Below are 13,301 nucleotides of genomic sequence, written 5' to 3'. Positions count from 1 at the left end.
TCCTTTGCCTTTAGGGGCGCGGGGAACTGCGCGAACAGCCCCCACCGGGCCCGCAGCCGGACGACACCCCACCCCGCCCCTACCGAAGCACCTCGTCCAAGAACGGCTCAACCGCCACCCGCCACGCCTCCGGCTGGTCGTAGTGGACAAGATGCCCCGCATCGACCACCTCCGCATACCGCCCATCAGGCAGCACCCGAACCATCTCCTGGGCCTCGGCCCGCCCCAACTCCCCGTCGAGCCCCCGGACGACCAGCGTGGGACACCGCACCTGCGCCAGTTCCTCCCAGTGCGCGTCGTACACCCACGTCTCCCGCGACTTGAGCATCTGCTCGGGCTCGAAGACCGGCCGCCACCCGTCCTCGTGCTCGGCCATGACCTCGGCGTAGAACTCACCGCGCGAGGTGTTCGGCCGCTCCACCCAGGGATCGTCCTCGCCGAACCACTTCCGTACATCCGCGAGCGTGGCGAACGGAACCGGCCAGGACTTGAACCACTCCTCCCACTCGCGCTGCGAGGCCGCCCCGAGCGCCGAGGCCCGCATGTCGCAGATGACCAGGCCCCGCACCAGGTCGGGCCGTCTGGCGGCGAGCTGCCAGGCCGTCAGGGCCCCCATGGCGTGCCCGATGAGGACGGCCGGGGCGAGGCCCAGCTCTTCGAGAGCGGCCTCCGCGTCCTCGACGTACGCCCCGCGCGTGTACTCCGTCTCCGGCAACTTCGCGCTCTGTCCGTGGCCCCGCTGGTCGAGCGCCACGGCCCGGTGCCGCTCGGCGAGCCAGCGGGCGGTGGACGCCCAGTGCGAGGCGCGGCCCATGAGCCCGTGAAGTAAGAGCACGCCGGGCGTCTGCTCGCTCCCGCCCGCCCTGGCCCCGCCCGAACCGCCGCCACCCGCAGCGCCGCTGTCCGCGCCGCTCCTGTCCGCGCCGCCCCTGCCCGGATCGGTCTTGGGAGGATCGGCGAACTCCCAGGCAGCGAGGCGTATTCCACTCGCACCGGTCACGTCGATGCGCCGCACCATACGCTGGCACCCCCCTTGATCCGCTCGGCCGACTCGTCCCGCACGAGCCGGCCGGTCCACTCGTGCCGTTCGCCGTGCCGCTGCTCCTGCTGGTTGTTCCTGCGTAATCAGTGGTCGATCCGTCACCCATACGCTATCGAATGCGTATTCGAAAGTGGGCTTCTCGGCGGTAACACCCCTCCTTCGAGTGACCTCGCCCGAGGATTGACCGCCGCCGCCGAGGGGAGATCTCCAACGGGAGGCGGGCCGCTCGGGGAAAACGGTCCGAAGGGGATGACCCTGGGAGCTCGGGGCTCCGGGTCAGCACAGGGGAGGACAGGCCTCGGCGCCTCATCAGGGCGCCGAGGCTCTCCTCACGTCCGCGGCACATCCTTACGCCCCCTCCCCGACCGCGCGTCGGCGCCGCTGCCGTCCCGGTCCAGAGCCCTCAGGTCATATGCCTCTCGCGACAGCCTTGCATGGGAACGGCCCGTTCGCTGCGATTCCGCGCACTGAATCTCTGTTTCTGCGGGAACCCCCAGGTGGGGCAACTGAGGTCCCCGTTAAGGGAGTTGACACCGTGTTTCGGGGCGGGGAGAGACAGCCGTGAGAGGCCCTGGTCAAGGGGGCGCCGCCAGGCACGCCCCGGGGTACGCCGATGCGCGCGACAGCGCCCGGACAGGCGTACGGAGGACCGCACGACCGGCCCGGGAGGGGCCCGTGGACGGCCCCGTCCCCCGGGCGGGCCTGTGCGCACAGCGCACAGCGGGAAACAGCCGGTAGTTCCCCCGGCTGCTACCTCTTCGCCACGAACACGTGGGACGCCACGTCCGACTCCAGCTCCGCGGCCTCTCCGCCACTGCCCACGAGCACCCCGCCCGCGGACTCCGTCACGCTCACGACCGAACCGGGCTGAACGCCCGCCCGGCGCAGCGTGTACATCAGCTGCGCGTCCGTCTGGATCGGCTCGCCGATACGGCGGACGACGACCGTCTTGCCGTCGAGGCCGGGGTCGAGGTCGGCCAGCGAGACCATGCCCGCGTCCAGGAAGGGGTCCGCCACGTCCTTCTCGCCCAGCTCCTCCAGGCCCGGAATCGGGTTCCCATACGGCGACTCGGTCGGGTGGCGCAGCAGTTCGAGCACGCGGCGCTCGACCGCCTCGCTCATCACGTGCTCCCAGCGACAGGCCTCCGCGTGCACCTGCTCCCACTCCAGACCGATCACGTCGACGAGCAGGCACTCGGCGAGGCGGTGCTTGCGCATCACGCGCGTGGCCAGCCGGCGGCCCTCCTCCGTGAACTCCAGGTGACGGTCGCTCGCGACAGCCACGAGACCGTCGCGCTCCATGCGCGCCACGGTCTGGCTGACGGTCGGCCCGCTCTGGTCGAGCCGCTCGGCGATCCGGGCGCGCATGGGGACCACACCTTCCTCCTCCAGCTCAAGGATGGTGCGGAGGTACATCTCCGTGGTGTCGATCAGTCCGGACATACGTGCCCCTCGATTAGCTCTGCCGGAGGCTGGGTGGCTCACCGGCGTGTGCGCTGGCCCTGGCAACAATTCTGACGCATCCCACTGACAACCGTGCCGCGCCGTCGGAACCACGTGGCGACGAGTGCCTGCGCGATGCGGCCGGGCCCGGCACCCGGCCGGGTGGAAAGGGGCCCTCGTAACCCAGTGTCGCCCCTGTGGAGCGTATTGACACAGCAGTGGTCCAGACCGCAACGTGATCCGCGACACGACAGCGGAAGGGGCTTCGCCGATGAGCCACAGCAAGCTGGCCGGGCAGTTCTTCGACGCCGCGATCGGCCTGCTGCAGCGGGTGCGGGACGAGGAGGCCGCGTCGATCGAGGCCGCCGGGACGTTGATCGCCGACACGGTCGCCGAGGGCGGGCGGCTCTTCGCCTTCGGTGCCGGGCACTCGTCGCTGGCCGCGCAGGACCTCGTCTACCGCGCGGGCAGTCTCGCGCTGATGAACCTGCTCGCCGTGCCGGGCGCGGTCGGTGTCGACGTCATGCCGGCGACGCTGGGCTCCGCGCTGGAACGGGTCGACGGCCTCGCGAGCGCGGTCCTCGGCTCCAGCCCGGCCCGCTCCGGCGACCTCCTCGTGGTCATCTCGCTCTCCGGGCGCAACGCGCTCCCCGTCGAGATGGCGATGAGCGCCCGCGCGCTCGGGCTCAAGGTCATCGGGGTCACGTCGGTCGTGTACGCCTCCGAGACGGCGTCCCGGCACTCCTCGGGGACGTACTTGAAGGACCACTGCGACGTCGTCCTCGACTCGAAGATCGCGATCGGGGACGCGGAACTCAGCCTCGACACCATTGCGGCGCCCTTCGCGTCCGCGTCCACGGTCGTGACCTCGGCGCTTCTCCAGTCGGTCATGGCGACGGCGGCGGGTGTCCTCGCGGACCGCGGGGTCGAACCTCCGCTTCTGCGGTCGGGGAACGTGGACGGCGGGCTGGAGTGGAACGACCGGGTCTTCGAGGAGTACGGGGACCGGATCTTCTACTGGCAGCGGTAGCCTGCCGGCGGGTGGCCGTTGAGTGCGGGGCTTCGCCCCTGCACCCGGTTGCGTTGTCGGGCGCGGGCCGCCTGTGGCTGGTCGCGCCGTTCCCCGCGCCCCTTAAGACGGGGCTGCCGCCCCTGCCCCGGTGCGTTTTCGGGTGCGGGCCGCCTGTGGCTGGTCGCGCCGTTCCCCGCGCCTCTTGAGACGGGGCTGCCGCCCCTGCCCCGGTGTGTTTTCGGGTGCGGGTCGGCCGTGGCTGGGCGCGCCGTTCCCCGCGACCCTTGAGAGCCGGCTTCGCCGTGCTTTGAGGGCGAGGCCGTTCGGGCCGGTGGGGGGTCAGGGGTGGGTGGGCAAGGTTGCCGCCAGGTCCAGCGCCGCCGCGATCCGGACGGCGACATCCTCCGCGTACGTCGCGTCGAACCTCTCGAACTGCGTGCGGCTGGCGCCGCGCAGGAACGTGACGACGCCCAGCGTCCGCCCACGGCTGCGCAGGACGACGCACAAGGCGTGCACCGAGTCGGCGGGCCACTGCCGGGCCACGGCCCAGTCGCGTGTGCGGTCGGGCTCGGTCGACCCCGCACTGGCGCGTACGGAACCGATCCGTTCGACGCACTGCAGCGCCGGATGCCCCTCGGAGTACCGCACGGGCAGCCCGGCCCGGCCCGCGGGCAGGCTCGGGCCCGGCGCTCCGGAGGGCGTGGCGGGACCCCGTACGAGCCGGACCGGACCCTCGCCGTCCGCCACCGAACCGCCGGCCACCCGGTCGATCAGCGCGTGGTCGGCGAATCCGGCCAGCGCGAAGTCGAGATGGACGGACGCACCCTCCGCGGGGTCCTCGCACTCGGCGGCGGCCCGCGCGGCCCGGTGCAGCTGGTTCGTCCTGAAGCGCAACAACGCCGCTTCCTGCTCCGTCTGCTTGCTCTCGGTCACATCCTGGAACAGCCAGCCCACACCGAGCGGAACCGGTTCCTCCGTGAGCGGTGACGCGAGCCGCAGGAAGCCGCTGCGCCAGCAACGGCGCTGCTCACCCTCCGCGGTCCGCAGGGTCACCCACATCTCGGCGGGCGCCGGCGGCGCACCCTCCGCGAGAACGTGCGTGAGCGCGCTCTCCAGCTCCTCCACGCCCTGCGCGATCAACTCGCCCAGGGGGCGGCCCAGTACGGCCGTGCGCCCCGTGCCGAGCGCTCGCGCGGCGTGTCCGTTGACGACGGCGGGCCGCAGGTCGGCGTCGACGAGGACGACACCCCAGGAGGCGTCGTCGAACAGCGCCTCGCTCAGGGCGATCGACCGCTCCAGGTCGATCTGCGCGTGCACCTCGCTGAAGGCGCAGTACACCCCGGCCGGCTTCCCGTCGGGACCCGGCACGGCGGCCGACTGCGTCCGTACGAGCACCCGGCCGCCCTCCTTGGTGAGCAGCGCGAACTCGTGGACCTGCCGTCCCGGGGCCTGCATCGCGGACAGCAGCCGGCTCTCGACCTCCTCGGCGTCCGCGGTCCGCACGGCCCAGCCGGCGAACCCGTGCCGCCCGACCGCCTCGGCCGCGGTCCAGCCGAGGATCCGCTCGGCCTCCCGGTTCCAGTGCGTCACCACTCCGTCGGCGTCGAACGCGCACAGCGCCGCGTCCATCCCGTCGAGCAGAGCGGCCAGCAGATCGGACCCGTCCCGCTCCGGCTCGTCCGGCCCGAGCTCGTCCGTGGTCCCGCTACGCCGCGAAGCACTCACCTGGCACCCCCTGCAGGCCGTGTCGGCGTGTCCTGCGCGGTGTGCCCGCGCGTCTGTTCACTCACTACGAATCACTCACTAGGAATCATTCAACTCGAACGTGACGCAGCCCACATCTGGTTCCCGCAAGATTGCGGAAATCGTTGTGCGCGGGCACTTCACCCCCGGTCGGCCGGATCTCCGTCGTCCCGGCCCCCTCCACAAGATCGCTTCCCTCGTCGGCGCCGTCAACGCGTCGGCGCCCGGAAAACCGCCGTCCCGGAAAATCACTTGAGCGAAGCCGTGACGCTTCCTAGTGTGTGTCGCACGCCGAAAGGAGGTGATCGGGTACATGTCTGAAACCCGGACCAGCGAGGTGGCTGCGGGCTAGCGGCCCGTCACCACACACAGTGCGGTGCCGGACCAGCGCGTGAGACGAGCGTGCGGCCGGCCCAATCTCAGCAGTCACCCGACCCGCGTGCTCGCCGGTGAGTCCGGCCGGCCCCCTCCTCGGAGGGGACCCGAGCACGCGGGTCGTCTGCGTTGCGCTCGCGGGGTTGCGTTCTCGGGGTTGCGCTCGCGGGGTTGCGTTCTCGGGGTTGCGGTCTCGGGGCGGCTTGGACGCGGGGGCCACGTCGGCCGACCGTCGGTAATGTGGCGCCCGATGCCGAAAGACCGCCAGGCCCCGACGACGCCCGCCGAACCGGAGCCGGAGCCGGAGCAAGAACCGGAGCCGGAGTCGGAGCAGCAGCCGGAGCCGGAGCCGGAGCCGGAAGAGGCTGCCTTTCGAGGAGCCGCGTGGCTTCCGCACGGGTACCGGCTCGATCCCCACTCGCACACCCAGGGGCAGCTCGTGTACGCCGCCGCCGGTGCGCTCGCCACGGCGACCGAGCGCGGGACCTGGGTCGCCCCGGCCAACCGTGTCACCTGGACGCCGCCGCGTTTCGCCCACTCCCATCGCTTCTACGGCGAGACCGACGTCCGCCTCCTCTCCGTGCCGGTCGAGCTGTGCGGGGGACTCGTCGACCACCCCAGCGTCTTCGCGGTGAGCCCGCTGCTGCGCGAGGCGCTCCTGGCGCTGACCGACAGGCCGGAGCGAAGGCCGGGCGCGTACCGGAGGCTGCTCACCGTGGTCGTGGACGAGCTCGCCGATGCCGCCGAACAGTCCCTGCACCTGCCCGAACCCCGTGACGACCGGCTGCGCTCGGCCACCGATCTCCTGCACGAGGATCCCGCCCGGCCGATCACTCTGGCCGGCCTGGGGCGCACGGTCGGGGCGAGCGAGCGCACCCTGAGCCGCCTGTTCCACACGGAACTCGGCATGAGCTTCCACCGCTGGCGCACCACCCTGCGCATCCATCACGCCCTGGGCCGTCTCACCGACGGCCTGTCCGTCACCGACACCGCGATGGCGTGCGGCTGGTCCAACCCCTCCAGCTTCATCGACGCCTTCACCGAGGTCGTCGGCCAGACCCCCGGCCGCTATCGGGCGGACCTGCGCAGACCCGCGCCCGCACGGCAGCAGTCGGCCGAACGCTGAATGCCGCCGCAAGGTTGGCGGCTTTTCGGTATTCGCTGTCCCCTCACCGGTGGTTCGCAGCCTCGGCGACTTCCACAGTGGGTCCCATGACTGGAACACGCGAGAACACGACCGTCGTCGTCATCGGGGCAGGGGTCGCCGGACTGACGCTCGGCAACTTTCTCCTGCGCAAGGGCATCGGCTGCGTCGTACTGGAGAAGCACTCCCGCGCCTACGTCGAACAGCGTCAGCGCGCCGGGACGATCGACACCTTCGGGGTGCGCATGTTCCGCGCGTGGGGCCTCGAAGAGGTACTGGAGGGCGACCCCGTCCCCCACAGCGAGGGCGGCTTCCACATCGACGGGGAGGCGATGCCGATCGACGTGGACGACGACAACGGCGAAAGCCTCTACTGCCCCCAGCAGGTCCTCGTCCGCAACCTCACGGACCGCTTCCTGCGCGACGGCGGGGATCTCCGTTTCGAAGCCGCCGACGTCTCCCTGGAGGACATCACGGGCGAGCGTCCCGTCGTCCGCTACCGGGGGGCCGACGGCTCGTCCGGGGCCGTCGCCTGCGACTTCGTCGCCGGCTGCGACGGTTTCCACGGAGTGAGCCGGCGTACGATCCCGGCCGCCGCGCTGACCGAGTACTCCCACGCGTACGGGTACAACTGGCTCAGCGTCCTGGCCGCGGTCCCGGCGAACCCCTCCGGCATGGCGATCCATTCACGCGGCCTCGCCGGCATGATCCCGCGGGGCCCGCACGCCAGCCGCGTCTACCTTCAGTGCCGGGTCGACGACACCGTCGAGCAGTGGCCGGACGAACGCGTCTGGAGCGAGCTGGAGGCCCGCTTCGGCACGCCCGTGCCGAGCGGCGAGATCGTCGACAAGCGGATCGTGCCGCTGCGCAGCGTGGTGTTCGACCCCATGAGCTACGGCAGCCTGTATCTCCTCGGGGACGCGGCGCACATCGTCCCGCCGATGAGCGCCAAGGGCATCCACCTCGCCCTGCACGACGCCGAGGTCTTCGCCCGCGCCGTGATCCGGCAGGTGGAGGAAGGCGACGCAAGCCTCCTCGACAGCTACTCGGAGACCTGTCTGCCCCACATCTGGAACTACCAGGCGTTCGCCACCTGGATCACCGACACCATGCACAACGCCGGTTTCACCGGCTACGAGGGGGAGTTCCGCAAGCAGGTGGCCCGGGCCGAGCTGCGGCGCCAGTTCGCCTCGGACGCGGCGAACAAGCTCTTCAGCGAACTCGCCGCCGGGACCAACTAGTACGTCGTTCGTACGCCATATGTGCGCCCCGCGTGGCACACGTGTGGCGGCGCCCCCCAGTCGCCTGGAGAACGCCGCCACATGTGCCGTGCACACAGGCCGTGCACCCCTACGAGATCAGTGGGCGATGTCTCCGTAGCCCTCGATGGCGGCCGGGTTGCGGGTGCCGGGGCCGATGTAGCGCGCGGAGGGGCGCACGAGGCGTCCGGTGCGCTTCTGCTCCAGGATGTGCGCCGACCAGCCGGCGGTACGGGCGCACGTGAACATCGAGGTGAACATGTGGGCCGGGACCTCGGCGAAGTCCAGGACGATGGCGGCCCAGAACTCGACGTTCGTCGCCAGGACGCGGTCCGGGCGGCGGGCGTGCAGTTCGGCGAGGGCGGCCTTCTCCAGGGCCTCGGCGATCTCGAAGCGGGGGGCTCCGAGTTCACGGGCGGTGCGGCGGAGCACTCGCGCGCGCGGGTCCTCGGCGCGGTACACCCGGTGGCCGAAGCCCATCAGCCGCTCGCCCTTGTCCAGGGCCTGCTTGACGAACGCCTCGGCGTCGCCCGTGCGTTCGATCTCCTCGATCATGCCGAGGACGCGCGAGGGGGCGCCGCCGTGCAGCGGTCCTGACATGGCGCCGACGGCGCCGGAGAGGGCCGCCGACACGTCCGCGCCGGTGGAGGCGATGACGCGGGCGGTGAACGTGGACGCGTTCATGCCGTGCTCGGCGGCGCTGGTCCAGTAGGCGTCGACCGCCGCCACGTGCTTGGGGTCGGGCTCGCCGCGCCAGCGGATCATGAAGCGTTCGACGACGGACCGCGCCTTGTCGATCTCCCGCTGCGGGACCATCGGCAGGCCCTGGCCGCGGGCGGACTGGGCGACGTACGACAGGGCCATGACCGCGGCGCGGGCGAGGTCCGCGCGGGCCTGCTTCTCGTCGATGTCGAGGAGCGGTTTCAGGCCCCAGACGGGGGCGAGCATGGCGAGCGCGGACTGGACGTCCACACGGATGTCACCGGAGTGGACGGGGATCGGGAACGGCTCGGCGGGCGGCAGGCCGGGGTTGAACGCCCCGTCCACGAGCAGCCCCCAGACGTTGCCGAAGGAGACGTGGCCGACCAGATCCTCGATGTCGACGCCCCGGTACCGCAGGGCGCCGCCCTCCTTGTCCGGTTCGGCGATCTCCGTCTCGAAAGCGACGACTCCCTCAAGTCCGGGTACGAAGTCGGACATCAGGCGGCTCCTCATGATGTGGGCGACAGACGATGTGTGGGATGTGCGCTGTGCGGGATGAGCTGTGCGGGGTGAGCTGTGCGAGGGGTGGGTGGTGCGGTGTCCTTGGTGGGTGCGAGCGTGCGGTTACGCGGTCGCCTCGTGGACTCGCGGTCCGTACGTCACTGCGGTCATGCCCCGTGCGGTCGGCGGTCACCCAACCTCTTGGCAGCAGGACGATATCCCTTGGTGTCACCTTTGGGGAGAGTACGCGGCACTCAGTGCCAGTCAGTGATGAAGCCCACGCCCGGCGGCGAGTACGGCAGGATGTCCGGGTGACCGACAGTGCCCCCCTTACCGGCCCCTCGCTCGACCCCGCGTCGATGCGCAAGCAGTACCGGGCCGCGGGACTCGACGAGACCGAGCTGGCCGACCACCCCATGGAGCAGTTCGCGCGCTGGTTCGTACAGGCCGCGGCGCAGGGCGAGGCGCGGGGAGGGTTGTACGAGCCGAACGCGATGATCGTGTCCACGGCGGACGCGGAGGGGCGGCCCAGTTCCCGCACGGTGCTTCTGAAGCAGTACGACGAGCGGGGTTTCGTCTTCTTCACCAACTACGAGTCCCGCAAGGCGCGCGAGCTGGCCGAGAATCCGTACGTGTCGTTGCTCTTCCCGTGGCATCCGGTGGCGCGGCAGGTCGTCGTCACAGGGACCGCGCGGCGTACGGGGCGGGACGAGACGGCGGCGTACTTCCGTACGCGGCCTCACGGGTCGCAGCTCGGGGCGTGGGCCAGTGCGCAGTCCTCGGTGGTCGGTTCGCGGGACGAGCTGGACGCGTCGTACGCGGAGTTGGTCTCTCGGTATCCCGAGGGGGCGCAGGTGCCTGTGCCCACCGGGTGGGGCGGGTTTCGGGTTTCGCCCCGGGCGGTGGAGTTCTGGCAGGGGCGGGAGAATCGGCTTCATGACCGGCTGCGGTATGTGGCGGTGGCCGACGGGGGGTGGCGGGTGGAGAGGCTCAGTCCTTGAGGGGCTGTGCCCCTCTGGCGCCCCCTCGCCTCAGGGGGTGCCCCTTGGCCCCGGATTGCGGCTGCGGGTTCGTCGTGGCTGGTCGCGCCGTTCCCCGCGCCCCTGAAAAGCCGAAAGATTGCGCCGTTCCCCGCGCCCCCGGGCGGCTTTCAGTCCAGGGCGTTGTCCAGGATCTGGGCCCACTGGGTGGCCACCCCGGATCGGCGGGTCGTGTCGTCCGTGAGGAGGTTGGCCAGGCCGAGGCCTCGGGACATGTCCAGGAAGCCCTGGACCGTTTCGCGTACGCCGGGGCGGGTCTCGTCGGCGTTGAGGAGGTCCACGGCTATGCGATGGGTCTCGCGGCCGACGCGGCCTTCCAGTTCGGTGACGCGCGGGCGCAGCTGCGCCTCGTTCGACGCGGCGACCCAGAGGTGGAGCGCGGCGCGGAACAGCGGGCCCGTGTAGAGGTCGACCAGGGCGGCGACGACGGCACGGCGGTCGGCCGCGCCCTCGGGGAAGAGGGCGCGCAGCGCGGTGGAGCGTTCCTCGGCGACGTACTCCACGGCCGCCGTGAAGAGGTCCTCGCGGGTCGGGAAGTGGTGCTGGGCGGCGCCCCGCGACACCCCGGCGTGTTCGGCGACGACAGAGACCGTGGAGCCCGCCCAGCCGCGTTCGGCGAGGCAGGCGACCGCGGCTTCGAGAAGGCGTTGCCGGGTGGCGCGGCTGCGGTCCTGTTTGGGGACGCGCTCCACCGGCGCCTGTGCCGCGCCGTTCACCACACCCATGAGGGATCCCGTCGTTCGAGGAAGGCCGTCATTCCCTCGCGGGCCTGCGCGGAGGAGAACAGCCGGGCCGAGAGCACGGTCAGGGCGGCCGCGTCCCGGTCGAAGGTGTCCAGCACCTTAGCCGTGAGCAGCCGCTTCGTCTCGGCCAGCCCCTGGGGGGAAGCGCGGCGCAGTCCGTCCAGCACCGGCGCGAGTACGGCGTCCACGGTCTCCCCCGCCGCTCCCGCCACCGTGACGAGCCCGATCCGGGCGGCCTCGGCCGCGTCGAACCTCTCGCCGGTGAGGTAGTAGCGGGCCACCGCGCGCGGGTCGAGGCGCGGCAGGAGGGGCAGTGAGATCACGGCGGGGGCCACCCCGATGCGTACCTCCGTGAAGGCGAACGTGGCCTCCTGGGAGGCCGCCGCGAGGTCGCAGGCGCCGAGCAGTCCGAGGCCGCCCGCGCGGACGTGTCCGGTGACGCGGGCGACGACGGGTTTGGGCAGTTCGACGATCTGCCGCAGCAGGGCGACCAGGACGTCCGGGTGCGGGGGGTCGTTCAGGTCCGCGCCCGCGCTGAAGGTGTTGCCGGTGTGGGTGAGGACGACGGCGCGTACGTCACCGTCCTTGCCGGCTTCCCGGAGCGCGTCCGCCAGGTCCGCCACCAGCCGGGCGGAGAGGGCGTTGCGCCGCTCGGGCGCGTCGAGCGCGAGGGTGGTGATCCCGCGCTCGTACGACCGCCGCACCGTGGTCATGCGCGCTCCCGCAGTTCTCGTCGCAGGATCTTTCCGGAGGCCGCCCTGGGCACCGCGCCGAGGAACGTGACGTGCCGGACCTTCTTGTACGGGGCGACGCGCTCGGCGACGTACTCCATGACGTCGTTCCCGGTGAGGTCGGGCGCGGCCGGCTGGCGTACGACGTACGCGTGCGGCCTCTCGTTGTTGTCGGTGTCGTAGACGCCGATGACGGCCGCGTCGGCGATGCCGGGGTGTGTCAGCAGGAGGGCTTCGAGTTCGGCGGGGGCCACCTGGAAGCCCTTGTACTTGATGAGTTCCTTGACCCGGTCGACGACGTACAGCCAGCCGTTCGCGTCGACGTGGCCGACGTCCCCGGTGGAGAGCCAGCCGTCGTCGTCGATCATCGCGGCTGTCTCGTCGGGGCGCCCCAGGTAGCCCTTCATGACCTGTGGGCCGCGGATGACGATCTCGCCGCGCTCGTCGACGCCGAGGTCCTTTCCGGGGTCGTCCAGGGAGACGATGCGCATCTCCGTGCCGGCGATGAGTTTGCCGACGCTCCCAGGGGGCGGGTCCGTCTCCTCCAGGGGGACTACATGGGTACCGGGCGAGAGTTCCGTCATGCCGTACGCCTGTCCGACCGGCGGCAGGCCGAGCCGGCGCGAGCACGCTTCGGCGAGTTCGGCGTCCAGGGGCGCCGCCGCGCTGATGACGTACTTCAGGGACGACAGGTCGTAGCCCTCGACGGCCGGGTGCTTGGCGAGGGCGAGGACGATCGGCGGGGCCACGTAGAGGCCGGTGATGCGGTGTTTCTCGATGGCCGCGAGGAAGGTGTCGAGGTCGAAGCGGGGCAGCACGACGACGGTGGCGCCCTGTCTGAGGGGTGCGTTCATGAGGGCCGTCAGCCCGTAGATGTGGAAGAACGGCAGCACGGCGAGGATGCGGTCGCCGGGGCCCATCGGCATGGTGGGCGTCAGCTGCGCGAGGTTGGTGGCGATGTTCCGGTGGGTGAGCATGACGCCCTTGGGGGTGCCGGTCGTCCCGGATGAGTACGGCAGGGCCGCCACGTCCGTCACCGGGTCGATGTCGATCTGCGGCTCGGGGGCGGTGGAGCCCAGCATGTCGAGCAGCGAGCGGTGTCCGGGTGCCTGGTCGCAGACGAGGATCTCCTCGATGTCACCCGCGAGTTCGGCCGCCGCGCGGGCCGTCTCCAGGAGGGGCGACACGGTGACGATCCACCGGGCGGCGCAGTCCCGCAGCTGTTTGGCGAACTCCTCGGGCGTGGCGAGGGGGTGCACGGTGGTGACCGACGCCCCCGCGCGCGTGGCGGCGTAGAACGCCGGGGGGAAGGCGACGGTGTTGGGACTGTGCAGGGCCAGTACGTCGCCCTTGCGGACGCCGAGTTCGGTGAGCGCGGCGGCGATCCGGCGGTGGAACGTGTCGAGTTGGGCGTAGGTGAGCGTCATGCCGTTCACGCCGTCGATCAGCGCGGGTGCGTCGCCCCGGGAGGCGGCGCGGCCCAGCACCGCCTCGTGGATGGGTTCTTCGACGGCGGGAACGTCCTCGTACTCGCTGCGGAACACCATGGCGGGCCCTTTCCAGGAG

At 71.5% G+C, this 13,301-nt stretch carries 11 protein-coding genes; 4 read left to right on the top strand and 7 right to left on the bottom strand.

Annotated elements, in window-relative coordinates:
• Positions 1-79: 79 nt before the first annotated feature.
• Complete coding sequence (locus ACH4DZ_RS26505; RefSeq protein WP_398289809.1) at positions 80-1,018, bottom strand: alpha/beta fold hydrolase; 939 nt, start codon at positions 1,016-1,018, stop codon at positions 80-82.
• Between the two features lie 774 nt (positions 1,019-1,792).
• Positions 1,793-2,485 carry a metal-dependent transcriptional regulator gene (locus ACH4DZ_RS26500; RefSeq protein WP_055519260.1) on the bottom strand — a complete coding sequence of 231 codons (693 nt, stop codon included), beginning with the start codon at positions 2,483-2,485 and terminating at the stop codon, positions 1,793-1,795.
• Positions 2,486-2,756: 271 nt separating this feature from the next.
• On the opposite strand from ACH4DZ_RS26500, the gene ACH4DZ_RS26495 reads away from it, so the two are divergent.
• Entirely contained in the window at positions 2,757-3,515 is a 759-nt protein-coding gene (locus ACH4DZ_RS26495) for an SIS domain-containing protein (RefSeq protein ID WP_398289808.1), read from the top strand.
• A gap of 321 nt (positions 3,516-3,836) precedes the next feature.
• Here the strand turns inward: ACH4DZ_RS26495 and ACH4DZ_RS26490 are convergent, their stop codons facing one another.
• Entirely contained in the window at positions 3,837-5,222 is a 1,386-nt protein-coding gene (locus ACH4DZ_RS26490) for a PAS domain-containing protein (RefSeq protein ID WP_398289807.1), read from the bottom strand.
• Between the two features lie 643 nt (positions 5,223-5,865).
• On the opposite strand from ACH4DZ_RS26490, the gene ACH4DZ_RS26485 reads away from it, so the two are divergent.
• Positions 5,866-6,741 (top strand): helix-turn-helix domain-containing protein, encoded by an 876-nt coding sequence (locus ACH4DZ_RS26485; RefSeq protein WP_398289806.1) that lies wholly within the window; start codon positions 5,866-5,868, stop codon positions 6,739-6,741.
• 86 nt (positions 6,742-6,827) lie between these two features.
• Positions 6,828-8,000: a 4-hydroxybenzoate 3-monooxygenase gene (locus tag ACH4DZ_RS26480; RefSeq protein WP_398289805.1), complete on the top strand. Its 1,173-nt coding sequence runs from the start codon at positions 6,828-6,830 to the stop codon at positions 7,998-8,000.
• Positions 8,001-8,117: 117 nt separating this feature from the next.
• Here ACH4DZ_RS26480 and ACH4DZ_RS26475 read toward each other — a convergent pair whose 3' ends face one another.
• Positions 8,118-9,218 (bottom strand): citrate synthase 2, encoded by a 1,101-nt coding sequence (locus ACH4DZ_RS26475; RefSeq protein ID WP_398289803.1) that lies wholly within the window; start codon positions 9,216-9,218, stop codon positions 8,118-8,120.
• A 362-nt stretch (positions 9,219-9,580) separates the two neighbouring features.
• Between ACH4DZ_RS26475 and pdxH the strand changes: the two genes are divergently transcribed.
• On the top strand, positions 9,581-10,222 hold the full coding sequence (pdxH, locus tag ACH4DZ_RS26470) for a pyridoxamine 5'-phosphate oxidase (RefSeq protein WP_398290014.1): 642 nt from the start codon (positions 9,581-9,583) through the stop codon (positions 10,220-10,222).
• Between the two features lie 149 nt (positions 10,223-10,371).
• Here pdxH and ACH4DZ_RS26465 read toward each other — a convergent pair whose 3' ends face one another.
• The 3 genes from ACH4DZ_RS26465 to ACH4DZ_RS26455 are packed head-to-tail and all read right to left on the bottom strand — an operon-like array spanning position 10,372 to position 13,279.
• The gene (locus ACH4DZ_RS26465; protein WP_398289802.1) at positions 10,372-10,986 is read right to left on the bottom strand and encodes a TetR/AcrR family transcriptional regulator; all 615 of its coding nucleotides are present in this window, start codon (positions 10,984-10,986) and stop codon (positions 10,372-10,374) included.
• Positions 10,974-11,717, bottom strand: a complete 744-nt coding sequence (locus ACH4DZ_RS26460; protein WP_398289801.1) for an enoyl-CoA hydratase family protein — start codon at positions 11,715-11,717, stop codon at positions 10,974-10,976. The genes ACH4DZ_RS26465 and ACH4DZ_RS26460 overlap by 13 nt, the downstream gene beginning before the upstream one ends.
• Entirely contained in the window at positions 11,714-13,279 is a 1,566-nt protein-coding gene (locus ACH4DZ_RS26455; RefSeq protein WP_398290013.1) for a 4-coumarate--CoA ligase family protein, read from the bottom strand. The genes ACH4DZ_RS26460 and ACH4DZ_RS26455 overlap by 4 nt, the downstream gene beginning before the upstream one ends.
• Between the last annotated feature and the right edge of the window lie 22 nt (positions 13,280-13,301).

It is taken from the genome of Streptomyces sp. NPDC017991, from assembly GCF_044328075.1.
In the GTDB taxonomy this organism is placed as follows: domain Bacteria; phylum Actinomycetota; class Actinomycetes; order Streptomycetales; family Streptomycetaceae; genus Streptomyces.
This window is presented reverse-complemented; position numbering and strand designations above follow the sequence as displayed.